General features: G+C 57.5%; 20 protein-coding genes. 4 read left to right on the top strand and 16 right to left on the bottom strand.

What is annotated here, in order from left to right:
• Positions 1–27: 27 nt before the first annotated feature.
• From hypE to NXC24_RS22230, 7 genes are read right to left on the bottom strand one after another with little or no spacing between them, the layout of a single operon-like run.
• On the bottom strand, positions 28–1,074 hold the full coding sequence (gene hypE, locus NXC24_RS22200; protein ID WP_104825618.1) for a hydrogenase expression/formation protein HypE: 1,047 nt from the start codon (positions 1,072–1,074) through the stop codon (positions 28–30).
• A complete protein-coding gene (hypD, locus tag NXC24_RS22205; RefSeq protein WP_104825619.1) occupies positions 1,071–2,228 on the bottom strand; it encodes a hydrogenase formation protein HypD in 1,158 nt (385 codons plus the stop codon). Before hypD ends, hypE begins: the two co-directional genes overlap by 4 nt.
• Positions 2,225–2,452 carry a HypC/HybG/HupF family hydrogenase formation chaperone gene (locus tag NXC24_RS22210; RefSeq protein ID WP_104825620.1) on the bottom strand — a complete coding sequence of 76 codons (228 nt, stop codon included), beginning with the start codon at positions 2,450–2,452 and terminating at the stop codon, positions 2,225–2,227. The genes hypD and NXC24_RS22210 overlap by 4 nt, the downstream gene beginning before the upstream one ends.
• A complete protein-coding gene (gene hypF, locus NXC24_RS22215; RefSeq protein ID WP_104825621.1) occupies positions 2,443–4,716 on the bottom strand; it encodes a carbamoyltransferase HypF in 2,274 nt (757 codons plus the stop codon). The genes NXC24_RS22210 and hypF overlap by 10 nt, the downstream gene beginning before the upstream one ends.
• Positions 4,717–4,723: 7 nt before the next feature.
• A complete protein-coding gene (gene hypB / locus NXC24_RS22220) occupies positions 4,724–5,590 on the bottom strand; it encodes a hydrogenase nickel incorporation protein HypB (protein WP_104825622.1) in 867 nt (288 codons plus the stop codon).
• Positions 5,590–5,931 (bottom strand): hydrogenase maturation nickel metallochaperone HypA, encoded by a 342-nt coding sequence (gene hypA, locus NXC24_RS22225; protein WP_104825623.1) that lies wholly within the window; start codon positions 5,929–5,931, stop codon positions 5,590–5,592. Before hypA ends, hypB begins: the two co-directional genes overlap by 1 nt.
• Positions 5,924–6,805, bottom strand: coding sequence for a nickel-dependent hydrogenase large subunit (locus NXC24_RS22230; RefSeq protein WP_245464054.1), 882 nt, complete (start codon positions 6,803–6,805; stop codon positions 5,924–5,926). Before NXC24_RS22230 ends, hypA begins: the two co-directional genes overlap by 8 nt.
• Before the next feature lie 428 nt (positions 6,806–7,233).
• Here NXC24_RS22230 and NXC24_RS35185 point away from each other — a divergent pair, with 428 nt between their 5' ends.
• Entirely contained in the window at positions 7,234–7,392 is a 159-nt protein-coding gene (locus NXC24_RS35185; protein ID WP_158704525.1) for a hypothetical protein, read from the top strand.
• Between the two features lie 194 nt (positions 7,393–7,586).
• Here the strand turns inward: NXC24_RS35185 and NXC24_RS22240 are convergent, their stop codons facing one another.
• The 8 genes from NXC24_RS22240 to NXC24_RS22275 form a co-directional block, all read right to left on the bottom strand.
• Positions 7,587–8,333: a hydrogenase expression/formation C-terminal domain-containing protein gene (locus tag NXC24_RS22240; RefSeq protein ID WP_348632753.1), complete on the bottom strand. Its 747-nt coding sequence runs from the start codon at positions 8,331–8,333 to the stop codon at positions 7,587–7,589.
• Between the two features lie 302 nt (positions 8,334–8,635).
• Positions 8,636–8,929, bottom strand: coding sequence for a HypC/HybG/HupF family hydrogenase formation chaperone (gene hypC, locus NXC24_RS22245; RefSeq protein WP_104825627.1), 294 nt, complete (start codon positions 8,927–8,929; stop codon positions 8,636–8,638).
• A gap of 139 nt (positions 8,930–9,068) precedes the next feature.
• Positions 9,069–9,659 carry a HyaD/HybD family hydrogenase maturation endopeptidase gene (locus NXC24_RS22250; RefSeq protein ID WP_104825628.1) on the bottom strand — a complete coding sequence of 197 codons (591 nt, stop codon included), beginning with the start codon at positions 9,657–9,659 and terminating at the stop codon, positions 9,069–9,071.
• A 1-nt stretch (position 9,660) separates the two neighbouring features.
• A complete protein-coding gene (gene cybH / locus NXC24_RS22255) occupies positions 9,661–10,374 on the bottom strand; it encodes a Ni/Fe-hydrogenase, b-type cytochrome subunit (protein WP_199773609.1) in 714 nt (237 codons plus the stop codon).
• Positions 10,375–10,385: 11 nt separating this feature from the next.
• Positions 10,386–12,176: a nickel-dependent hydrogenase large subunit gene (locus NXC24_RS22260; protein ID WP_104825630.1), complete on the bottom strand. Its 1,791-nt coding sequence runs from the start codon at positions 12,174–12,176 to the stop codon at positions 10,386–10,388.
• Entirely contained in the window at positions 12,173–13,285 is a 1,113-nt protein-coding gene (locus NXC24_RS22265) for a hydrogenase small subunit (protein ID WP_104825631.1), read from the bottom strand. Before NXC24_RS22265 ends, NXC24_RS22260 begins: the two co-directional genes overlap by 4 nt.
• Before the next feature lie 91 nt (positions 13,286–13,376).
• Positions 13,377–15,320, bottom strand: a complete 1,944-nt coding sequence (locus tag NXC24_RS22270) for an NAD(P)/FAD-dependent oxidoreductase (RefSeq protein WP_104825632.1) — start codon at positions 15,318–15,320, stop codon at positions 13,377–13,379.
• 784 nt (positions 15,321–16,104) lie between these two features.
• Positions 16,105–17,127, bottom strand: a complete 1,023-nt coding sequence (locus NXC24_RS22275) for an L-histidine N(alpha)-methyltransferase (RefSeq protein WP_245464056.1) — start codon at positions 17,125–17,127, stop codon at positions 16,105–16,107.
• A gap of 695 nt (positions 17,128–17,822) precedes the next feature.
• Between NXC24_RS22275 and NXC24_RS22280 the strand changes: the two genes are divergently transcribed.
• The 3 genes from NXC24_RS22280 (at position 17,823) to NXC24_RS22290 (ending at position 20,775) form a co-directional block, all read left to right on the top strand.
• Positions 17,823–19,001 (top strand): cytochrome P450, encoded by a 1,179-nt coding sequence (locus tag NXC24_RS22280; RefSeq protein ID WP_199773612.1) that lies wholly within the window; start codon positions 17,823–17,825, stop codon positions 18,999–19,001.
• Between the two features lie 34 nt (positions 19,002–19,035).
• The gene (locus NXC24_RS22285; protein WP_104825634.1) at positions 19,036–19,254 is read left to right on the top strand and encodes a ferredoxin; all 219 of its coding nucleotides are present in this window, start codon (positions 19,036–19,038) and stop codon (positions 19,252–19,254) included.
• A gap of 486 nt (positions 19,255–19,740) precedes the next feature.
• On the top strand, positions 19,741–20,775 hold the full coding sequence (locus NXC24_RS22290; protein ID WP_104825635.1) for a porin: 1,035 nt from the start codon (positions 19,741–19,743) through the stop codon (positions 20,773–20,775).
• A 96-nt stretch (positions 20,776–20,871) separates the two neighbouring features.
• Here NXC24_RS22290 and hemN read toward each other — a convergent pair whose 3' ends face one another.
• Positions 20,872–22,218, bottom strand: a complete 1,347-nt coding sequence (hemN, locus tag NXC24_RS22295) for an oxygen-independent coproporphyrinogen III oxidase (protein WP_199773613.1) — start codon at positions 22,216–22,218, stop codon at positions 20,872–20,874.
• Between the last annotated feature and the right edge of the window lie 335 nt (positions 22,219–22,553).

A 22,553-nucleotide genomic window follows, 5' to 3' on the forward strand; every position in this document is an offset into this window, starting at 1 on the left:
TGCGTGAAGCGATATGCACAGCCGTGCTCAGCAGATTCGCGGCAACTGTTCGCCCCATAACCAATCGACAATACGACTGCCACCAAACGACGTCTCCATCTGGACGAAGCAATGGTCGTCAGCCTCGGCATGGCCGATCAAAGCGGCCTGCGCACCCAACGGATGCGCGCGCATGACGGCGAGCAGCGCATCCGCAAACTCTGGCGCCACTAATACGACGAGCTTGCCCTCGTTGGCGACGTTGAGCGGGTCGAGGCCGAGCAATTCGCACGCCGCGGCTACTTCCGGTTTGATCGGAATGGCCTCCTCGTCGATACGGAGGCCGACATTTGAGGCATTGGCGATTTCGTTGAGTACCGCCGCAAGTCCACCTCGCGTTGGATCTCGCATCAGCCTGATTGACGATCCGGCGACCTCGACCATTGCCGCTACTAACCCGTGCAGCGCAGCGCAATCCGATATGATGTCCGTATCGAAGTCAAGGTTCTCGCGCTTCGACATCACAGCGACGCCGTGATCGCCTATCGAACCCGAGATGATCACCGCATCGCCTGGCCGTGCGGCATCGGAGCGTAGGTCGAGGCCAGCTTGAATGATGCCGATGCCGGAGGTAGATATGAACACGCCGTCGGCCTTGCCGCGCTCAACCACTTTCGTATCGCCAGTGATGATCGGTACACCTGCCTCGCGTGAGGCCGCTCCCATCGCGTCAGCAATTCGATTAAGCTCTGCGAGCGGAAACCCCTCTTCAATGATGAAACCTGCCGAAAGATAGAGCGGGCATGCGCCCCCCATGGCAATGTCGTTAATCGTCCCATGCACCGCAAGCGAGCCAATATTGCCCCCCGGGAAGAACAGCGGCGAGACAACATAGCTGTCGGTGGTCATCACCATGCGCCCTGCCGAAACGGCAAATGCCGACTGATCGTTGGCAGCCCTGAGCCAGTCATTGTCAAAGGCCTTGTGAAAGATGCCCTTGACCAGCTGGTCCGTGGCGCACCCCCCCGCCCCATGCGAGAGATCAATGCGTCCGTTCCTGAGGTCGAGCCTCGACCTTTTGGCTTTCATGGTCATGCGGTCGTCCTGCTGCTTTCGTCCGCCTTTCCCGGCCCGCGGAAACGGCCGTAGATCCAATGCGCGGCGCAGGCGCCTTCCGACGACACCATGCAGGAGCCCATCGGCGAATCTGGCGTGCAGACCTTATCAAACAGCTTGCAGTCGGAAGGCTTCTTCACGCCGCGCAGGATGGCACCGCATTCGCAGGCCGGATTGTCTTGCGCCGCCGGCGTCACCATGTCGAAACGTTTCTCGGCGTCATATTTGGCATATTTAGGCCTGAGGCCAAGCGCACTATGGGGCATTGCGCCGAGCCCCCGCCATTCGAAGCTATCCCGCAATTCGAAGACATTTGCGACCTCGCGCTTCGCCTTTTCGCTGCCAAGGTTGGTCACGGCGCGGATATACTGGTTCTCCACCTTGTGGATGCCGTCATTGACCTGGCGGACCAGCATCAGGATTGAATAGATGACATCAAGCGGCTCGAAGCCTGCCACCACGATCGGCGTGTCAAATTCTTCGGCAAGAACTTCAAATGCCTGCGTACCAATGACCGTGCTGACATGTGCAGGGCCGAGCAATCCGTCGATCTTGATATTGCCCAGCGTGCGGGCATCGGAGTTTTCGAGGATACTCTGGATCGCAGCCGGTGTTAGCACGTGGTTTGAGAAGATCGAAAAATTTGGAAGGTCCTTTGCGATCGCGAACCGCAGCGCCAGCGCCGTCGGCGGTGTCGTGGTCTCGAAACCGATAGCGAAGAAGACGACTTGCCTGTTCGGTTCGGCTTCGGCGATGCTTAGCGAATCGAGTGTCGAATAGACCATGCGAATATCGGCGCCGGCCGATCTGGCCTTGAGCAGACTCGAGCCGTTTGAGCATGGCACACGCATCAAGTCGCCATAGGTGCAAAGCGTGATTTCTGGGCGCATGGCAAGCGCGATCGCCGCGTCGATGCGGCCGATCGGCAGCACACAGACTGGACAGCCCGGTCCGTGAATCATCTGCACATTGGCCGGCAGCAGGTCTTCAAGGCCATAGCGCGCAATCGCATAGGTATGGCCGCCGCAGAATTCCATGAAATGATAGCTGCGCGCCGGATCTACCGCCGCCGCTATTTGGCGAGCAATATCTTTAGCGAGCTTGGCATCGCGGTATTCGTCTATATATTTCACGCCGGACCTCCGAGGGTAGCTTCGCGGATCAAGGCAAGCGTCCTTTCCGCTTCTTCCGTGTCGAGCTTTGCAAGCGCGTAGCCTACGTGGAGGATGAGATAGTCACCGGGCGTGACATCCTCGACGAGTGCAATCGATATGACCTTCAAGACGCCGTCGAGCGTTACCTTGGCCATATTGTCCGGCAGCAGTTCCATCACCTGGACCGGTAGGGCTAGGCACATGGCCGGTGCTCCCACATCTGGGCGCAGTCGTGTTTGATGACGTGCCGTGCATAGGCGGCCTGACCGAGAGCTATACCCCCATCATTGGGCGGAACCTGGCGCGGCAGGTAGGGCTCAAGGCCATGGTCGCGCAAGGCGCTGGATAGACCTTCGGCCAGAATGCGGTTCGTGATGCAGCCGCCGCCGAGCATGATCGTGCGCGTGCCAGCCTGCGATGCACCAAGGGCGGCCCAATCCGCGAGGCCGCTGATCAGCGTGCCATGGAATAGGTCTGCGGCCTGGCGGCGGCCAAGCCGCCGCTCCGCCAGATGGACGATGAGGGGTCGAAAATCGAGCAGGCCATCGGCGAGACTGTAGCCCCCGGCAAGACATTGGGGATTATCGGCGAGTGCTTCGAGCTCCATTGCTGCCTGCCCCTCGTAGCTCTGGACGAGGCGGACGCCAGTTATCGCCGCCACTGCATCGAAAAGCCGCCCCAAGCTGGACGTATCGGCTGATTGCAAGCCGCGGGCAAACATTGCATCAAGTTGCGCGACGCCAGGATGTTCGGGCCAAAGCGTGGCCGAAAGGTCGCGGCGGCCGGCGGCCTGAAGAGCGGCAATTCCCATGCGCCAGGGCTCCCGCGCGACTCGATCTGCGCCCGGCGCCGGCAAGGGCAGAAGCGAAGAGAGCCGCTGCCAGCGAGGACCGTCGACGACCAGCATTTCGCCTCCCCAACTACTGCCATCGACGCCATAGCCATGGCCGTCGAGTGCAAGTCCGAGGACCAAACCGCCGGCCTGATGTTCCGCCGCCACTGCAGCGACGTGAGCAAGGTGATGTTGCACCGGCAGAAGTGGCAGATCCAAATGTTCCGCGATCCGCGCTGAACGGAAATCCGGATGCAGATCGCAGGCGGCAAATTCGGGCCTGACATCAAGGATAGAGCAGAGATGCTCGAGAGCTTCCCGCTGGAAACTGATCGCTTTGACATTGTCGAGACCGCCGATGTGCTGCGACAGGAACGCCTCGCGGCCCCTTGTCACGCAGATGGTGTTTTTGAGGTCCGCGCCGGTGGCAATCACGCATGGGCCGTCCTCGCCAAGATCGACCGGCTCAGGCACAAAACCCCGGGCGCGCCTCAAAAAGCTCGGCGCGCCGTCAATCACCTGCATGACGGAATCGTCAGCGCGAATGGCAATGTCACGGTCATGTGTGACGATCAGGTCGGCAATCCCGGCAAGCCGATGCATGGCATCATCATTATCTGATACGAGCGGTTCACCCTCCGGATTGGCGCTGGTCGCAATCAGAGCGGCGGGAGCGCCGGCCGCTCCTACTGCAAACGCAGCAAACAACAGGTGGTGCACCGGCGCATGGGCGAGCAGCAGACCGATCCTTCTGAGGCCGGGAGCGATGAGCTTGGAAAGGTGATCACGCGCCTCGATAAGGACAATCGGGGCGGCGGTCGAGGCAAGCAAATCCTCTTGCGCCCGCGAGGGCCTAGCAAGTATTCGGGCTGTCTCAATGTCCGGCACCATGATCGCGAACGGCTTCTCGTCGCGCAGCTTGCGTCGTCGAAGACGATCAATTGCGGTATCATTGCGCGCGTCGCAGAAGAGCTGGAAGCCGCCGATACCCTTGATCGCAATAATCTGGCCATTCATGAGCCGCGCGGAGACCTCCGCGATAGGATGGCTAAGCTGTGGGCCGCAAACCGGGCAGGCTAGGGGCTCGGTATGGAACCGCCGGCTCTCGGGGTTGGCATAGTCTGCGCCGCAGGCGCGGCACATCCGGAACGCCGCCATCGAGGTCCGGCCGCGATCATAGGGGAGCGCGCGGGTGATGGTGAAGCGCGGGCCACAATGAGTGCAGTTGACAAAAGGATAACCAAAAAAGCGGTTGTCCGGATCATTCAGTTCGCGCAGACATTCGGCGCAAGTCGCAGCATCGGCGCCAATGCGCGTTGCGCCGCGGCCGCCGACGCTTTCGAGGATTTCGAACATTTCGTCGCCGGCCGGCTCCAGTTCCAGCTTGTCGACGGAATCGATACGGGCAAGCGGCGGCGCCTCCTTGCAGACGCGTTTCGCAAAGCAGTCGACAGCGACGCCCTCGACCTCGATCAGCACGCCGGCGCTGTCGTTGAGCACGAAGCCGGTAAGCTGCATCATCCTCGCAAGCCTATAGACGAACGGCCGGAATCCCACCCCTTGCACGGCACCGCGCACACACACTCGCAACCGCCGGACACGATCTTCCGCCATGGATGCCAAGGCGCTCACCATCGTCAGACTACTGCGAAGCTTTCGCGATCCTGGCCGTCTCAGCCTCCAGCCAGAAATAGAACGCTTCCATGCCTTCGCCGCTGCACGCAGAAACCGTGAGAGTGCGAAGGTGCGGATTGACGCGTAGCGCATTAGCGATGCAGCGCCCGACATCGAAGTCGAGATGCGGCAGGAGGTCGGACTTGTTGAGAATCATCAGATCGGCGGCCGCGAACATGTCGGGATATTTGAGCGGCTTGTCCTCGCCTTCAGTAACCGAAAGCACCACGACCTTGTGGGCTTCGCCAAGATCGAAAGCGGAGGGACAGACAAGATTGCCGACATTTTCGATGAACAGGACCGAACCGGGCTCGGGCGCAAGGTCGTCCACCGCGTGGCCGACCGTGTGGGCGTCGAGGTGACAGCCCTTGCCGGTGTTGATCTGGATTGCAGGAACGCCGGTCTTGCGGATGCGTGCGGCATCGTTGGAGGTCTGCTGGTCGCCTTCAATCACGCTGATCGACATCCGGTCCTTGAGGTCGCGAATGGCGCGCACCAGAAAGCTGGTCTTTCCCGACCCCGGGCTTGAGACGAAATTCAGCGCAAAGATCCTGTCGCGGCCGAACCGAGCCCGGTTTTCGGCAGCATAGGCATTGTTTTTGGAGAGGATATCCTTTTCGATCTGGACGATGCGCTCCGGGTTCATGCCCGGAACATGCACGCCGGCAATGCGCTGATGATGTTGGAGTGCACCGTGTTCCGCGGAGTGTCGATCATGATGATGTCCATAATCGTGCTGGTGACCGCGATGATGATCATGCTCGCCGCCATGCGCGCCTGTCTTGCTCTTGCCATCTTCCAACGTTGCCATCTCGCAGCCGCATACCGTGCACATCAGATCACCTCCATGTCCTTGATCCTCAATTCATCGCCCGCCGTCGTCTGCACCTGATACCGCCCACAGTCCGGGCAGGCGCCAAACCGCCTATCGAGGCGCACTGTCTTCCCACAATCGAGGCACCAGCCCTCGCCGGCGATGCGGTTGATTTCGAGTGCGGCATGTTCGGCGATCGTGCCTCGCCGCACAGCTTCGTAGCAGAACAGGAGCGAATCCGGATTGATATGGCTCAAAACACCGACATCGAGGCGGATCGATTTGACTTCGCTCGCACCATTTAGCTGCGCCGTCTCGCAGACGATGGCGATCACGCTCTCCATCAACGACATTTCATGCATGGGCGATATCGCGAATGTTAAGCTTGAACTCGACGCAGGGATCAAAAAGCGCTGCCAGGCGAGAAACCGACGTGGCTGCCGATTCATGAGCACCGATCCGCGATGACAGAAGGGTTTTGACAAATGGACCGGCGGGATGAAAATTCCATTCGGTAGGTGCCAGTATGCGGTAGGCGCAAAGTTTCCCGTTCGCGTCGATATCGGCCTGATGATAAAGTCTCCCACGCCCACATTCCACCACGCCAAAGCCGCCGGCGCCGGGCACCGGACCGCCGGCCATCAGTTCGGTAGGATCATTCTGGCCCTTGGCAAGACGCGCGAGTTGCTTCAAGCAAAGGCCAACGTCGCCTATGCGTGCCATGAAGCGTTGCGCCAGGTGCGGGTCGTCTGACCTGCTGGTGTCGCAAAGCCGCGCGTAAGCCCCGGTTTCGACAATCCGACCGGCAAGATGCGGCAAGGCGCAGTAGCGGGCATCTTTGCAAAGATGGGCAATAACTTCGGCATCATCGGCGGCAGTCAGCGGATCAGGACGCCGGCATGAAAAAGTTCGGTCGTCCTTGATATCTCGAAAAATAGCCGCGCAAGCCGTGCCATCCGGCGACAAGCCGCCGTCTTTGGCGATGCCGAGCCCCTCTGCTGCAGCGGCAAGCCGCCGCGCATTGGCAGCCAGGGCACTATGGTTCACTTTTTTCTGCCGCGATGCGTGGATGATTGCCTGCGACGCGGCCAGGGCGCCGCGCAGATTTTGGCCCGCGTCAGCCACCAGACGTGACGACATTGATGATGGCCAGTGCAAAATCAGCGCCCTCAATGTTTCGAATATCCGTTCAGCCAGCAATCCGGCTATCGCAGCCAACCGCTCCTCGATTGGCATCGGCAGGCCGGCTGCATTCAGGATGGCAAGGCGCGCCGCCACAGATTGCGAATAACCACAGAGTGAAAAAAACCGTCCGGCAAGCACGGGCGCCTCTTCGGGTCGGCGGCCGATGAACAAGCGTGCCAATTCTCGCGGACGGTTGACCCTCACGTCCACGAAACAGGCAATCGCTTGCGACACTGTCACATCGATCCGGATCGAGCTGGCGCTAGGGAGATAGGTCAAGCAGCAAGCTCCCGAAGCGGTCGGAAAATCTTCCAACGCAGATCACGGCGTATGGGGCGAGCGGTTGGATTAGCGGCGGGCGCAACGATGTTGAAAAATGTGGGCTTGGCCTTGAACACCGTCCGCATCGTTTCAAACTCAAAGGCCATGAAAGACAGCAAGCAGGAATCAACACCGCCAGTCGTCTCGGATTGCCGGCGATGAATTCGGTCACGACGGCCCGCACATTCCGAGCCGTGCATGCAGTAGCCAAAATCACGAAGCATGGCGTCGCGACGATGCCGGTCGTTTTCCCGCCGAATGCCAGCAAGCTCGTTTCCGCAGCGCCGAGCACGGGATCGATTGTCGCCCTTTCCTGAAAGTCAGCGTTCATCGCCAAGCCTCAAGAACGTCGACGCCAGGATCTCGCAGGCGGAGAGCCAATCCTTGTGGCGGTGTTCCTGCGAGCATCTGCCGGATCTCATCACCCTTCGCGGGCGCATAGACGTCGAGCATGTGCCGCCTTTCACCCTGTCCTCATTCGAAACAAGGGTGCCGATATTCTTTAAGCTGATCATTTGAAGTAAGCCTCCTCGATATTACGCAGGTGCACCGCGGAGTCGCGGAAATCCTCTTCAGTGGCGATGGCGATTGATGGGATGTCGACAATCTGCAGCATGTCGAGGACGATCTTATCCATGCTGTCGTAAAACTGTACGGACCAGACGTTTCGGGGCCCTGCTGCTGCCACGCGACAGGTGCGGTAACCGCGCGATGTCAGTTGTACGGGACCGGCTCCGAGCGTGGCCTGCAGGAAATTCGCATCCTCGATGCTCATCGGAAACAACGACAAAATGATTGCATGCGCCGGATCGCCATCCCGATACTGGACGATGCGATCACCGATCTCGGTCAGCAGGGGCATGACGTTCATAGCGCCAGGCGGCGCAGGTCCATGTGTGACCAAAGTGGGCCTTGTCGTGCAGGCCCGCCGCACCGCCATAGGAATGGGGCCGACCTCGATGTATTCCGCAATCAGATCGCCGGCGGAGTCGGTAAAGAGCATATGCCACACCCCGGCCATAACCGCCTCCTGGAATTGCGCCAGGATCCCGGAGGGCAGCGCGGCTACCCCGCAAACCTCGCCTTTGCCGAGCGTCTGCGTAATCAAATTCTTATCATCGTCGTCGAATTCGAAAATGTCGAATAGCCGCCCCTGCTGGCTGGCCTTTTGCACCGCAAGCGTTGCCGCAATGTCGGATATGAGCATTGCGGCTCGGCGGTTTCGGCCGTTTAGGGAGCCAACTGGGTAAGCTGGCATTATCTGCTCCAAATCAGCGTGTAACAATCTCGCACTTGGGATTTGCAAACGGCGTACCAGTTCCTGAGAAAGTTGGGTCGTATGATCTGAAGGAAAATTCCGGCCGCGGCCTCATGCGGATACGCACACGCAGCCCCGATGCCTAGGCAGCCCTTTCGCCTCGCAATAGTCAGCGCGCAGGCAATCCGCCCGCAGCCCGCAGGATCGATCTCGTGCGTCTCCGGCTGTCGTTGGCGACAGTCCACATGACAATGTGGCTGACAAAGATGAGGAGATTGCGTACCGTCACGGAATACGAACTGTCAGTTTTCCCGCAAATGAGACGGTAATTCCGGCGCGCGGGAGACAAGATCGGCAAACAGCGCTTCGAATGAACGTCCTTCGACGGCTTCAGCAAGACCGGCCAACGCATCGTCTATCTTGTGTGCTTCGTCGGCATCAAGCACCCGGATCGCAGATCCTAGATGAGTAAGAACGTACGTCCCAACCGGTTGCCGACCGACCAGCACCATCGAAATCGCAAACACCGATCCGTGGCGCTGGCACTCCGCTGTAAGTTCGCCGCCTGTCACCTGCATCGGAATTCCTATGCACACAATCAGCTCCTCGATCCGCCTGGGTTCACGTATCGGGAGGCCAGAAGCGGTTCCCGCGCGGGTCCTTAGGTTGCAGTTTTGGGCAGCCGGCGAACAGGAACGCAATCGACAACTGGCTCGGTCGCATCAGAAACCCTGCTCAATCGGTCAATTCGCCCGGATCGGCGCGCCGCTCGTAATGTGCAAAATCGATGTCGTTGGCGAGAAGAGCGGGCGCGGCGGCGCAGCGCGAACTGATGGCGACGCCCCATCGCTCCAGGATGCCGGCGGCTACCATTACGGCGGCCGGGATTACGGCCTTGACGGGCTCAGTCACCGGTCCGCCCCAGTTATTGAGGTCCACCGGTTGGCAGCCGATCAGTGCGAGGCTTGCTGGATAGCGACCTAGAAGGTCGGCAGCACTCAGAACTTCCTGGAAGCCTGTCTGGTGCAGGCTCATCTTTTTGGCGCCGGTGAATTTTGGCACGTCGTCATTCTCGACGATCTTCAGCGTGCCGGGCGCGAGGCCGAAGTCGACGGCGTCGAAGACAATCAGATGATCGGTTTCAGTCACGTACTGCACGAGATAAAGGCCCTGGGTGCCGCCGTCGAGCACGGTAACATTGGTTGGCACCGCATAGGCCTGGTGGAAGGCTTCCACAGCGCGGACGCCAAAACCTTCGTCCGCCCAGAGGATATTGCCAATGCCGAGCACCAGCACGTTCGGTTTGCGAGAGTTCGCTTCGTCCATCCTAGTCCTCTTTGTGTTTGGACAGCCGCTCACCCGAAATCATCGACGAAATGGTGCTGTGGCGGCTGACGATGTCCTCGCGCACCGCGACATAGATATGGATCATCACGAAGATCAGGATCACCCACATTCCCAGATGATGAAAGGTATGGACGGCCTGGCTGTTCGGCGAGACCCAGAAAACCCAACCGAACAGCCTGTATTCCCAACTGTCGTGGCCGACGCCCTCGCCATAGAGCGCAAATCCGGTGATCACCATGAATGTCAGCGGCAGCGTGAACATCAGGAACATGACGAACTGCGACAGCGGATTGTGGTCGGCATATTTCAGCGCGTTTCCGGTGAGGAACGTGTAGAAGCGCACCTCTTGCAGCCATTCGCTCCAGAACCGTCCGCTCCAGAAGGGAACGTAGAAGATTTGCCGTGCATGCACATTGCCGACGAAGACCCAGTAGATTCTGAGGATCAGGGCCACGGCCAGGATCTGGCCAGCGGCGAAATGGGCAAAACGGATATAGCCCATCAAGAAATTTACGCTCGCCTCGCCGGGTACCGTCAGCAATGGGCTGCCGATGAAATAGCCTGTCAGCGCCAGCGACAGGATGCAGAAAGCGTTTATCCAATGCCAGAGGCGAACGGGCGCCTCGTAGACGTACGCGTTTTCGTGCTCGCTGGCGCGTTTGTAATCGGCGTTTGGGATAGCAGAGATGCTCATGATCGTCCTCCTCACCTGACCTGGACCTTGGCCATTTCCTGACCGTCCGAGCTCATGATATGGGTGGAGCATGCAAGGCACGGATCGAAGGAATGGAGAGTTCGGAGGATTTCGAGTGGCTGCGACGGATCAGACATAGGCGTGTCAATCAGTGAGGCCTCGAACGCTCCGATATTGCCGTCCGGATCGCGCGGACTGCCGTTCCAGGTGGTCGGCACCACGCATTGATAATTGTCGATCTTGCCGCCCTTGATCTTGATCCAGTGAGCGAGCGCGCCGCGCGGGGCCTCGGTGAAGCCGACGCCTTTGACCTCGCAAGGCCAGGTCTCCGGCTTCCATTTGTCGATGAAGGCGGTGGCGCTGTCGCCGGCCTTGATGTTGGCGACCAGCTTGTTGTGGAAATAGCGCATCTGCCGGCCCGCCCATACGGATTCGAGCGCACGAGCGGCGGTACGCCCTAGTGTCGAAAATAACGCCGCAGTCGGCAGGCCGAGGTCCTTCAGGACCTTGTCGAGAGGATCCTTGAATTCTGCCTTGCCCTGGGCGTAGCCTAAGACCCAACGGGCAAGCGGGCCGACCTCCATTGCGTGGCCGCGCCAGCGCGGCGCCTTGATCCAAGAATATTTTCCGCCTTCGTCCAGCTCTTGAATGTTGGTCTTGGTGCCCTTTGCATTCGGCCCAAGCTCGTAGTGAGGCACGGTGACACCGTCCCAGGGATGCAGGCCCTTGGCCTCGTCCGGATATTTGTACCAGGAATGACTGACGAATTCCTGGATCTGCTCTGGATCGCAGTGGTCGACCGGCAGGACTTCGTTGAAATTGCCGTTAATGATCGCCCCGCGCGGGAGCTTCAAGCTCGCCTCGGTGTAGTCATTTGCGTGTTCCGGAACGTCGCCATAGGCAAGCACGTTCTTGCCCGACAACCCGCCGCCGAAGAGCCAATCCTTGTAGAATGAACCGATCGCCATGATATCAGGCAGGTATACCTTCTCGTTGAACTCGATCAGCTGGTCGATCACCGACGAAATCAGATTCAATCGTTCCATTGTGATTGCGCCGACGGCTCCCGTACCGTCGAGGTTGATCGGACAGGGCACTCCGCCGACCAGCCAGTTCGGATGCGGGTTTTTACCGCCAAAGATCGTGTGGATCTTGACGATCTCCCTCTGAAAATCGAGGGCTTCGAGATAGTGTGCTACCGCCATGAGGTTCGCTTCCGGCGGCAGCTTATAGGATGCATTGCCCCAGTAGCCGTTCTTGAATGGACCAAGCTGGCCGGATTCGATGAACTTTCTTAGCCGTGTCTGGATGTCTTTGAAGTAACCAGGCGAAGACAATGGCCAATCGGACACCGATTGGGCAAGCGCCGAGGTGGCCTTCGCATCGGCTGTGAGGGCAGATATGACATCCACCCAGTCGAGCGCATGCAGGTGATAGAAATGCACGATGTGGTCATGAACCTGCAATGCCAGATGCATGAGATTGCGGATCGAATTGGCGTTTTCCGGAATGGTGATGCCGAGCCCATTTTCAACCGCCCGCACCGATGTGAGCGCATGGGTTCCGGTGCAGACGCCGCAGATCCGTTCGGTGAAAGCCCAGGCATCGCGTGGGTCGCGATTTTTGAGAATAACTTCAATTCCGCGCCACATTGTGCCGGTAGAAACGGCATTGCGGATGATATTGTCTTCGTCGACATTGACCTCGACGCGCATGTGGCCTTCGATGCGGGTTACCGGATCGACCACAAGACGCTTGCCGGAATTGTCGAGCGTGAAGCCATCTGGCGTTAGGATGGTCATCGTGATCTTTCCTGTCCATTGCCGTTTTTAGGATCGGCTTTGCCGCGCTTGGCGGTGACCTGCTTGACGGCGGTGATTGCAGCGTGGGCAGCAATCGCCCCACCGACAACACCAGCTGCGGTCATGCCCACCTGGTCCGCAGTGGTTTCTACCCCGAACGGGCTGACCTCCGTCAGCCGGGAGTAAAAGCTTCCTGCGTCCCAGAAATTTTGTTCCGAGCAGCCAATGCAGCCATGACCCGACTGGACCGGGAAGGAGACGCCGCCATTCCAGCGAATGGTCGAGCAGGCGTTGTAGGTGGTTGGGCCTTTGCAGCCCATTTTGTAAAGGCAGTAGCCCTTGCGCGCGCCCTCGTCGTCCCACTCCTCGACGAACTGGCCGGCGTCGAAATGAGCGCGCCGATAGCACTTGTCGTGGATGCGCTGCGAATAAAACATCTTCGGCCGGCCCTGATGGTCGAGTTCGGGGAGCTTGCCGAACGTGGTGATGAAGGTGACGACACCAGTCATCACCTCTGCGATCGGCGGACAGCCAGGCACTTTGATGATCGGCTTGTCGCGGATCACTTTGTCGATCGGCGTCGCCTTTGTAGGGTTGGGCTTTGCGGCCTGAACGCAGCCCGAAGAGGCACAGGTTCCCCAGGCGATGACAGCCAGGGCGCCTTCGGCCATCCATTTGAGTTTCTCGACGAAGGGTCGCCCGCCATCGATGCAAAACATCCCGCCTTCGTTGAGCGGCGGATTGCCTTCGACAGCGAGAATGTACTTTCCCTTGTGCTTCTCCCTGGTCTCTTCAAGAATCGCCTCGGCCTGGTAGCCGGCCGCCGCCATGATAGTATCGTCGTAATCGAGTGAAATCATCGACAGGACCACATCCTTGGCCAGCGGGTGGGCCGAGCGGATGAAGCTTTCCGAGCAGCAGGTGCATTCGAGCCCATGCATCCAGATTACCGGCACACGCTCGTTGGTTTCGAGCGCCTCGGCGATCGCCGCGGCCGTATCGGAGCCAAGGCCGAGGCAGGCAGCCGTCAGGCTGCAGAATTTCATGAAACTGCGCCGGGTTATGCCCTGGCGACGGATAACATCGTAAAACGTTTCGGTCGCGGCCATGCTGCTCCTCCACCTTCCCAACCCTGAGGCTTTCTTATCCACTGAGCGATTTTAATCCTCGATCTCAACTCGACCCCATGGCGAGCGCCTTTCAAACCGCTTCAGCCGATGCCTTTGACTGTGAGCCGACGTTCCCCATCGTGTGGTAGTCACGGAGGTCTGCCTCCTTCGTCAGGTTCCAATAGTCGATAAGGCGCCAAGGGCTGTTTGTTACGATCCGCCCCCGGGCATTGCGGAAATAGGTGGACATGCCGGGATGGCTCCAGATCATCTTCTGGTGCATTTCTTGGATCGTTCGATTGTAGCGTTGACAGACGTCTTGCCGGCATTCCACCTCGGAGAGCTTCTTTTTTCCCATCTGGCGCAGAACGCTCAGCACGTAATCCAGCTGGCTTTCAATGGTGAAGATAAAGTTCCCGCGATGACCGAGGGCTGTATTGGGGCCGTAAAGCATGAAGAAGTTCGGGAAACCCGGCACGACGGTACCAAGATACGCCTGACAGTCGTCATCGTTCCAAGCTTCACGTACTGTCACGCCATCGCGTCCGAATATCTGAACTGGAAGCAAGAAGCGCGTGATATCGTAGCCGGAGGCGACGATGAGAACATCTGCCTCATGGCTGTCGCCATTTATCGCTCGGATCGACTTGCCTTCAACCTGTGCAGCAGCGCTGTCCACCAGACTGACTTGCGGCTTCAGAAGGGTGCTGTACCAGCCATTGTCCAGGAGCATTCGCTTGCCGAACGGCGGGTAGGGGGGAATGACCTTGGCCAGTAGGTCGGGCCGCCCGGCCAGCTGTTCTTCGATATATCGTGTACACGTCTCGCGGTGGCCGTCGTTCATGGCATTCACGGAGCGATCGGGATGCGGCCACGCCGGATCCTTCTGCAGGGACTCGTGCACTTGGGTATCAAAAATCCAACTGAGCCGGAGCCTATAGAGCCATTCGTAGTGCGGTAGCGCGCGGAGCAAGAACTGCATCGACTCGGGGACCGACATAAGAAATTTTGGAAAGGGTGCCGCCCATTGGCGAGATCGTTGGAAGATTGTCAAGGCACTCACCCGATCGGCGATGGCCGGGACAATCTGCATCGCCGATGCGCCGTTTCCGATCACAGCCACGCGTTTGCCGTCGAGCGTAACCCCGGGGTCCCAATTGGAGGTGTGCACCAACGGTCCGTCGAAGTCACGCAGGCCGGGAATGTTTGGCCATTTCGGCGTCGTAAATCCGCCCACGGCTGAAATGACCACATTGGTTACAAGGGTTTCTTCCCGCCCGTCTGGCAAGCGCAATCGAGAATGCCAAGTCCGGCTTTCCTCGTCATAACGAGCAAACAGGCATTCCGTGCCGTAGCGGATTGAGCTTTCAATCCCGAACTCGCAGGCGACCCGGTTGAGGTATTCATCGATTTCCTGCTGCAACGGGAAGAACTTGCTCCAGTCGCCACTGGCAAATGTGAAGGAGTATAGATGTCCGGGCGTGTCGACCCCGCAGCCAGGGTAGCGATGTGAATGCCAGACCCCGCCTGTGCGGTCTTGCTTTTCGATCTGGATGTAAGAAACGCCCAGTTGTCGCAGCCGAACTGCGGCTGCGATCCCAGACATGCCGGCTCCGATAACAAGTATGCGAAAATTGTCCGGCAAACACACCGGATCAGGAACCGCGCCTGAATATCTCCGGAGCTTATGGATCATCATGTCAGCATATTCCGGCGGAATAGGCTCAGCCTCTGACATGGAGAGCATGCGGATCAACTCTTCTGCCGATAAGTCTGCTCTTGCGATGGGAACGCCTTGGCGCCAAGCCATGATGGCGCTCAGCGCTGCATCGCGAATCTCCGCCTGCAATTCGATTGCCAGACCACCTGAGTCGTTGTCGTCCCAGCCGCTTTTGGCAGGAATAAACGGTGGACTAAGCCAATATTCTCGTCCTGTGAACTGATAAAGCAGGAGCAACAAGGTTGGGATATTGGCCGAAGGGAGTGCTTCGGCGATACGCTGGCGAAACTGGTCGATGTCTTCTAAGTGAGCCATGGATTAGGTTCCTGCGGTTGAAAGGATCTGGACCAATCGGCCAAGGCCTCGCGCCCGGATGCGATTGTTATCCAAGCGCGCGGGTTCCACGACGGGCTTTGGGGGAGATTCTGCAGCAATTCGGCAAATATCTAATTCAAAACGCGCCGGACGGACGGCATTGATCGCCGCGAGCAAAAAGCCGCCTATTGAGGCGCCGTCAGATTGGAGGTTATGACGACGATGAGGGTTTGCTCGTGCGTTCGTCGCGACTACCCAAGCACAACCGAATGCGTCTGCGCGGCCACGGCTCGATATTCCTCGGCGAACATGGCTTGTACCTTCTTCCGGATCTGGAGCGTCCCGCTCTCGGACGACCGGGCATAGGTCCCGGCAGATAGTTTGGTGCTAGCATTTCGACATCTCCATGCGGTACCCTCGGCGTAACGCGTCTTCAAATGCTTCGCAGCAATATGCGTGCCAAAGGAAAAATGTTTTCTAGTTCAACATACTCGATCAAACCGCCGGGCGCGCATAACCGGCGTTTGTCGCACATCGGACAACAGCCAGCGACTTTGACCCATTAACCGCCTGACGAGCGCGAGAGCCTGCTGCCGATCTCACCGCCCGGACATCGAGTTCGGGGCAGAGCGTCTCGACGGCGAATGTCGCCCGGTCCGCTACGCCTGATGCTTCCTGGCGCTTTGGCCGAAAGGGCACAACAACTTGTTGCCAGATTTTGGAATGGCTTGTTATTGCCAATTGCATGCAGGGTTTGGCTCTTCAGTGGCGGGAGGATTTGTTCTTAGGTCGCCTTTTCCAGCACATGAATATCTGAGCCGGCGTCATCTGAAAGCACATCAACCGACACAAGCCCTGCCAGGTTCGCGCATTCTCTGAAAAACTCTTCCGAAAAAGAAAACGAGTTCTTCAAATGCAGCCGATCACCATTTTTTAGTTCGATGCTTTTTCCTTTGAGTCGAAACGACAAATTCCTATTCACGATCGCGGTATGGATTACCTGCATGAAGCTGTCATCACCTCTTATATCGGCCTCATACTCAAACACTCCTGGATCGAAGTTATCGTCGACGGGTAATTCTGCCTTCATCCGATAAAATACGTTTAGCTGAAATTCTGGATGCGCTTCGTAGTAGGCTTTTGCAACATCCCACCTCAAATCCGAGCCAATGGAGATCGCAAGCCAACACCTCTCAGCGCTGTTCGATATCCTCCGCAACGCGTCGATGACCGCCGCAACCGGAGGAGCATCACTCATGGCAGCGGCAAGATTCCCAAATGTCCGCCCAAACATGACGACCAAAGCCGTTTCCTCATCGGAAAAAAAGCGTCGCCCAGAAAATATGTCGTCCCGTATAAATTCGATCTTCAGGTCGAAAGATGGTGGCGACTGCTCTATGTCCGAGAGGAACTCGTTCGAGCGATCAACCAGTACGCAACGTGCGGTTTTTCCGCGCAACTCCGTTGCAAGGGGAAGGGTCTTCTGCTGAAATGCTCGCACCGTTCCGGGGCCGAAGTCGAGAATTGACACCCCTTCTGGAGATCGCTCGTCCTGTGGCCATCGGACATACTCTTTTACTCTCTGCTGAAGTTCTCGTGCCAGCCTGATCTCGGCGTCGACCATATTGGTTGTCCCGGTTTCGAGCGCATTGTTCATCCTCTGGGTTTCAGCCCTTGCCCACAACAGCGAGCCGCTCATCGAATTGCCGTCCCGATCACACCCAGTGTGGTGAGCGTATTGTTCGGGACCTAAGTCTGGCGCATATTTTTGTTGAAACAGCTTCAAACTCGTTTCAAGAAAGCTCACAGATGTTCTCCTCTGTGTGTGGCGATGGATTAGCGACAGGCGAAACTTCGCACAGGAATTTCATTTTGCGCGGCGGCCCTCTGTGCCATATGTATGTCTACCCGTCTTTCGTGTGCGGCCGACCGTCGGATTTTGCTCCTCCAGCAAGTCGGCGGCGGTTTAGGCATTATTCAGGCCAAGCCGGAACATCGTTTTAAAAACAATGAAATGATACTCACGCACCTTTGACGGTGTCCGGCATTGTCGGAAACACCGCAACGTCGCTACGTTTGCTCTCCACCGTTATGCCAGTTTCTTCCGCGATCACGCTGCGTCGATTTTGTTAGCTCCCCGACAAAGGCCTTTTCAGCTTGCTCGGATCAAACAGCCGAAGAGCGCCGGGAAGATTGTTTTTCGGCCGACCAACGGAACTGGCATGAATTTTGAAGTCTCTATACGAGGCGATCGGCGCGTCCGGCACGTTTGAGTGGCCTCGTCATCGGGGGAGTGTCGGGTCGCAATCGACCGAACGACCCGATAGCGACTGTCACGAGCCGGCGTTGCCGAATATCGGCAATCTTGCCCTCTTGGCTTTTGACGGGCGGGTGAACCGCGACACTGAGACTTCAGCTGCCAAAGAACAACACGGCGCAAGGCCGCCGCAAAGGAGATATCAACTCGTGAGTCACCCAATTCCAGATCATGTTCCGCGCGAAATGGTGAGTGGCTTCAGCTTGTTCACATCACCCGGCATGCAACGCATCTCCAATGGCGATCCCCATGCAGCCGCCGCTCGTGTTCACGCCGGGCCTCCAATCTTTTATTCACTGCACAATACGCGTGATGGTCGTGGCACTTGGCTCATCACCCGGGCCAAAGACCAACGCAAAGTGCTGCAGGACCTCGATACTTTTTCCAGCAACCGCAGCCTTTTCGCCTCCGCGCTCGATGACGACTGGCCGTTGATCCCACTTGAGCTCGATCCACCGGCCCACGGCCTTTTTCGCTCCCTGCTTAATCCCCTGTTTTCGCCAAAACGAGTGATGGCGCTGGAACCCTCCATCCGTATGCGAGCAATCACCATTGTCGAAAACATCTCCGCATCGGGCAGGAGCTGCGAGGTGATGAAAGACTTTGCCATTCCGTTCACAGTTGGCGTCATTCTTCAGTTTTTGGGAATATCGGCTGAACGGCTCGACATATTTGTCGGCTGGGCGAAAGGCTTGCTTCACGGAGACAAGGTCCAACGATCGGCAGCGGCTCGAGCTATTCTGGAGTTTATCGATGAACTTGCGGCCTTGCGCCGCAAAGAACCCGCCGACGATTTCATGACCTTCGTTGTGCAGGCACAGATTGATAACCGTCCGCTGACCGACAAAGAAGTCCGCGGCATCGGCGTATTATTGTTCGTCGCGGGACTCCATACGGCCGCAGCCGCGATAGGCTTTGACTTGGCCCATCTGGCGCGCAACCCAAAAGACCAGAGTTTATTGCGCAGTCAACCGGAACGGATTGTGCTCGCAACCGAAGAATTGTTGCGGGCCTATTCGACCGTACAAATGATTCGGGTGGCAACAAAAGATATCGTCTTCGAAGGCACGCCGATTCGCAAAGGGGATTATGTTTGCTGCGCCACGATGATTGCCAATCGTGATCCGGCGGAGTTCGAGGATCCCAATATGATTGACCTGGCACGCGAGGACAACTGCCACACCGCGTTCGCCGTAGGCCCCCATCGTTGTCTTGGCTCGCACCTTGCCCGGCGGGAGATCATCATCGGGTTGGAGGAATGGCTGTCTCATATCCCTCATTTCCGAATCAAGGAAGGTACCGCCCCAATAACCCATGGCGGCCATGTGTTCGGGATCGAGAATCTCGTCCTGGACTGGTCATAACTCCAGCGCCGCTGTGCAGAAGCGGAGGTTAGGCATGCACATCATCGTCCACAATGCCAAATGCCATGGGCACGCGCGATGCTGGTCCCAAGCGCCGGAGATCTTCAAGCTGGATGAGGATGGTTATATCCTGCCCGGCAATATCGACGTTGCTGCAGGGAACGAGTTCTGCGCATCACGCGGTGCTCGATCATGCCCCGAACGTGCACTAGAAATCATCCGCTCATCCGATACAGCGCCAGTTATGGCGTGAACTGGTGCTTTGGACTTGCAAGGATGAGCAGACGTAACAGGCTCTTCAAATGCCGCTAGCTGCTAATATTCGTCGATGTCGCTCAGGTCTGTCGGCTATGCGACAATGGCGGACTTGCAAGCGAGCTGTTTCAAAAAAGTTACCCCGCAAAACAAAGAGTTTTTCCTGCGGCATGCATATTGCTGCGAGCCATTCGCAAACGCTTCACGAACAAAGTTAACAGAGCGGAAATGTCGATAATGTCAGCAAAATGCTCTCTGCCGCGGCCTACCTTCTGTCGTCAGATTTCCAGACGCAATGGAGGGATCTGGCCTTGTTTCCTAGTCAGGCCGAATTCTCGCTTTTGAAAGCGTAGCAATAGGCTGGCTTGCTCAAGGGAATGAATACCCCAAATCCGAAGCATTGGAATTCGCATTCAACGGCGATTGCTGAGCACGCGTTCAGCGCGCGTGATGAATTCTCGTCGACCTAAACATTGGAGCCTCAGTGAATATCAAACCCATTCTTCTCGGCGCGATTGCAACACTTTCGGTCGCGCCTTCAGTCCGCGCTGTCGATCAAGTCGTCGCCATCGAGCCGGAACCGGCTGAACTTGTCGGTATCTGCGATGTCTACGGCAAGGGCTATTTCTATATCCCTGGATCTGAAACCTGCATGCAAGTCGGGGGTATGGTCCGCACGCAGGCATCGTCATACAATCCTTACGCCCCAATTGAACCCAGCGGCACCACCTGGCTGACGCGAAGCGAAATCTATGTCAATTCGGCGTCGGAAACTGAATATGGCATCCTGAAGACGACGACGACTCTAAGGTTCGATTATACGGACGATAGTAACACGATCGGTGCCGATCTGCCTTTGGCGAATATCTCGCTTGGTGGTGTCCTTATCGGCCGCGCCGGCTCTCAATATAATGATTGGATCGGCTACGCCGGCAATGTCATCAATCCGGACGTGATCGGCAACGGCCCTATTAAATTGAATCAGTTGTCGTATTTTTATGATTGCGGCAACGGCATGTTCGGAGTTGTCTCGATCGAAGACAGTTTCTCGACGAGTGTGAATCCTGGGAGCGCAGATCATTATGCGCCGGACGCGGTGTTAGGTCTTGGCTACAAGACCGGATCTTGGTCGGTAAGAGTTGTCTCCGGTTATGATTCCATTGTCGGGGAGGGCGCAGTCAAGGCTCGTATCGATGCCGATTTCGGCCTACTCAGTGCATTCCTTATGGGAGCCTGGAATACAGACGGCAGCAAGATCAACAAATATGCAAACGGTGACGTTACTGGAAGCAGCGGCGATTGGGCGTTCTGGGGCGGCAGTACCGTCAAGATCAACGATAGGCTAAACTGGAACACGCAGTTCGCATACGCCGACAACAAGACGTTCCAGGCGGCGACAACCATCGAATGGTTCGCAACCAGGGACCTGAAAATCGAGCCGGAAATATCCTATGTGAACTACGACAGCATCAAGGATGACACTTGGGCCGGTGCGCTTCGGATTCAGCGGTCGTTCTAAATCGACGGGGAGGGAGCAGATAGCCTCTCGAGAAGCTCGCGCTCGATAAAGTCCATGATCGCGTCTCAAGCTTTTTTGCACTTGCTTCTTGGCGGGCTAGAGGGGTGGGCGACCAAGATAGGCGTCGAATGCTGAGGCGACAGCGCGAAGCGCAAAGCGATACTCCTGGCCCACACGGATTAAACCATTGTCGATGTCCACTATCCCGTCCTCAGCCAGAATGTCCAACTGCTTAGCTGAGCTAAGTAAATGCATTGGATCAAATCCGTGAGCCGCACAGATTGCTGGTACGTCTGCTTCCAAGTAGCACATGAGTTGCTCGATGATTGCGGCCCGTACGCGATCGTCGCCGGTGAGACGATAGCCTTTTGATGTCGCTAAGTGGCCGGAGGCAATCGATCGGTTATAAGGGTTTTGTGTGAGTTCGTTTTGAACGTAACCTTCGCCGCAACGACCGATGGCCGACGCGCCGAAGCCGATCAAAGTCGGGCGTGTTTCGGCCGAGTAGCCAAGCGAATTGCGCCGCAGACGACCAGTTCTCTCCGCTAATGCAAGCTCATCGTTCGGCAGCGCGAAATGATCGAGCCCGATTTGCAGATAGCCGGCGGCGGCTAATGTTTCGGCCATGACTGAGGCCTGCTCGGCGCGCGCGGCAATATCGGGCAACGCTGCCCGGTCAATCAAGCGCTGATTTGTTCTATAGGACGGAACGTGCGAATAGCCGAAAACCGCGAGACGGTCGGGACGCATCGCAATAGCTAATTTCGCGCTCCGGCGACAGGATTGGACTGTTTGATACGGCAAACCGAACATCAGGTCGAAATTGATGCGCCCTATTCCATGCAGGCGCAGGTTCTCGACGGCAGTCATCACCTGCGCCTCGCTCTGAACGCGGTTGATCGCCTTTTGTACGATGGGATCGAAGCTCTGGACACCGACGCTTGCGCGGGTCACACCGGCTTTTTCCAAGGCCGCGGCCATATCGGTGGTGAAGGTGCGCGGGTCCACCTCGATGGCGATGCTAGCCGCTTTTTCGAACGCGAAGCGGCCGCGCAGGAGTTCGACTAGCGACAGGAAGTCTGCAGGCGGCATGATAGTCGGAGATCCGCCCCCGAAGTGCACGTCGTTTACGGGAAGTTCCTTCGGCGCTCGCTCGGCGACCAAGCGGATCTCCTCACGCAGCATTGCTAGATAATTGATGATCAGATTATCCAGACGCGTGATGCTCGTCGGAAAACCACAATACCAGCACATCGAACGGCAAAATGGAATGTGAAGATACAGCGAAACAGCGTCAGCGGTTGGCAGGCTCCTCAGCCATTCCTCATAAGTTTGTGCGCCGATTGCTGAGGAAAACTCCTGTGTCGTTGGATAGACGGTATACCAAGGTAAATGCACCCCGCTATGTTTTTTCGAGATGAAAGTTGATGATGACGCGCGCAATGACTTTCGTCTCCAGCCCGGCTTGTCATGTCCAGATTTCACGCGTCGTCTTCCTTTCGATCAAATGGGATTCTGCGCTTGGGAGCCCGCCAGGCATCATGGCTTCCCGTCTTGCAATGCCGGTCGCGTTCCCGTCGCCTTTAAGTCGCACGGGCAAAGCTCATGCCATTCGAGTTGAAGATCCAGGACTTGAGCGTCATCGAAGTCGCTGAACGAGCTGTCGTTTGTTTGAATGCCGAAAGATGTTTGTGCTCAAATGCCATCATGACGGCATTCGGATTGTGACGGTCGGTGGCCGTGCTTTAGCAGGAAAAGGCAGCACGATGAATACAACA

It is taken from the genome of Rhizobium sp. NXC24 (genome assembly GCF_002944315.1).
GTDB lineage: Bacteria > Pseudomonadota > Alphaproteobacteria > Rhizobiales > Rhizobiaceae > Rhizobium.

Coding starts and splice junctions, on each gene's coding strand:
- NXC24_RS22280 (WP_199773612.1), top strand. CDS start 17,823: ATGGTGAGTGGCTTCAGCTTGTTCACATCACCCGGCATGCAACGCATC.
- hypF (WP_104825621.1), bottom strand. CDS start 4,716: ATGGTGAGCGCCTTGGCATCCATGGCGGAAGATCGTGTCCGGCGGTTG.
- NXC24_RS22285 (WP_104825634.1), top strand. CDS start 19,036: ATGCACATCATCGTCCACAATGCCAAATGCCATGGGCACGCGCGATGC.
- NXC24_RS22210 (WP_104825620.1), bottom strand. CDS start 2,452: ATGTGCCTAGCCCTACCGGTCCAGGTGATGGAACTGCTGCCGGACAAT.
- NXC24_RS22230 (WP_245464054.1), bottom strand. CDS start 6,805: ATGCCAATCGAGGAGCGGTTGGCTGCGATAGCCGGATTGCTGGCTGAA.
- cybH (WP_199773609.1), bottom strand. CDS start 10,374: ATGAGCATCTCTGCTATCCCAAACGCCGATTACAAACGCGCCAGCGAG.
- NXC24_RS22250 (WP_104825628.1), bottom strand. CDS start 9,659: ATGGACGAAGCGAACTCTCGCAAACCGAACGTGCTGGTGCTCGGCATT.
- NXC24_RS22265 (WP_104825631.1), bottom strand. CDS start 13,285: ATGGCCGCGACCGAAACGTTTTACGATGTTATCCGTCGCCAGGGCATA.
- NXC24_RS35185 (WP_158704525.1), top strand. CDS start 7,234: ATGAATTCGGTCACGACGGCCCGCACATTCCGAGCCGTGCATGCAGTA.
- NXC24_RS22260 (WP_104825630.1), bottom strand. CDS start 12,176: ATGACCATCCTAACGCCAGATGGCTTCACGCTCGACAATTCCGGCAAG.
- NXC24_RS22270 (WP_104825632.1), bottom strand. CDS start 15,320: ATGGCTCACTTAGAAGACATCGACCAGTTTCGCCAGCGTATCGCCGAA.
- NXC24_RS22240 (WP_348632753.1), bottom strand. CDS start 8,333: ATGCCAGCTTACCCAGTTGGCTCCCTAAACGGCCGAAACCGCCGAGCC.
- hypB (WP_104825622.1), bottom strand. CDS start 5,590: ATGTGCACGGTATGCGGCTGCGAGATGGCAACGTTGGAAGATGGCAAG.
- hypA (WP_104825623.1), bottom strand. CDS start 5,931: ATGCATGAAATGTCGTTGATGGAGAGCGTGATCGCCATCGTCTGCGAG.
- hypE (WP_104825618.1), bottom strand. CDS start 1,074: ATGACCATGAAAGCCAAAAGGTCGAGGCTCGACCTCAGGAACGGACGC.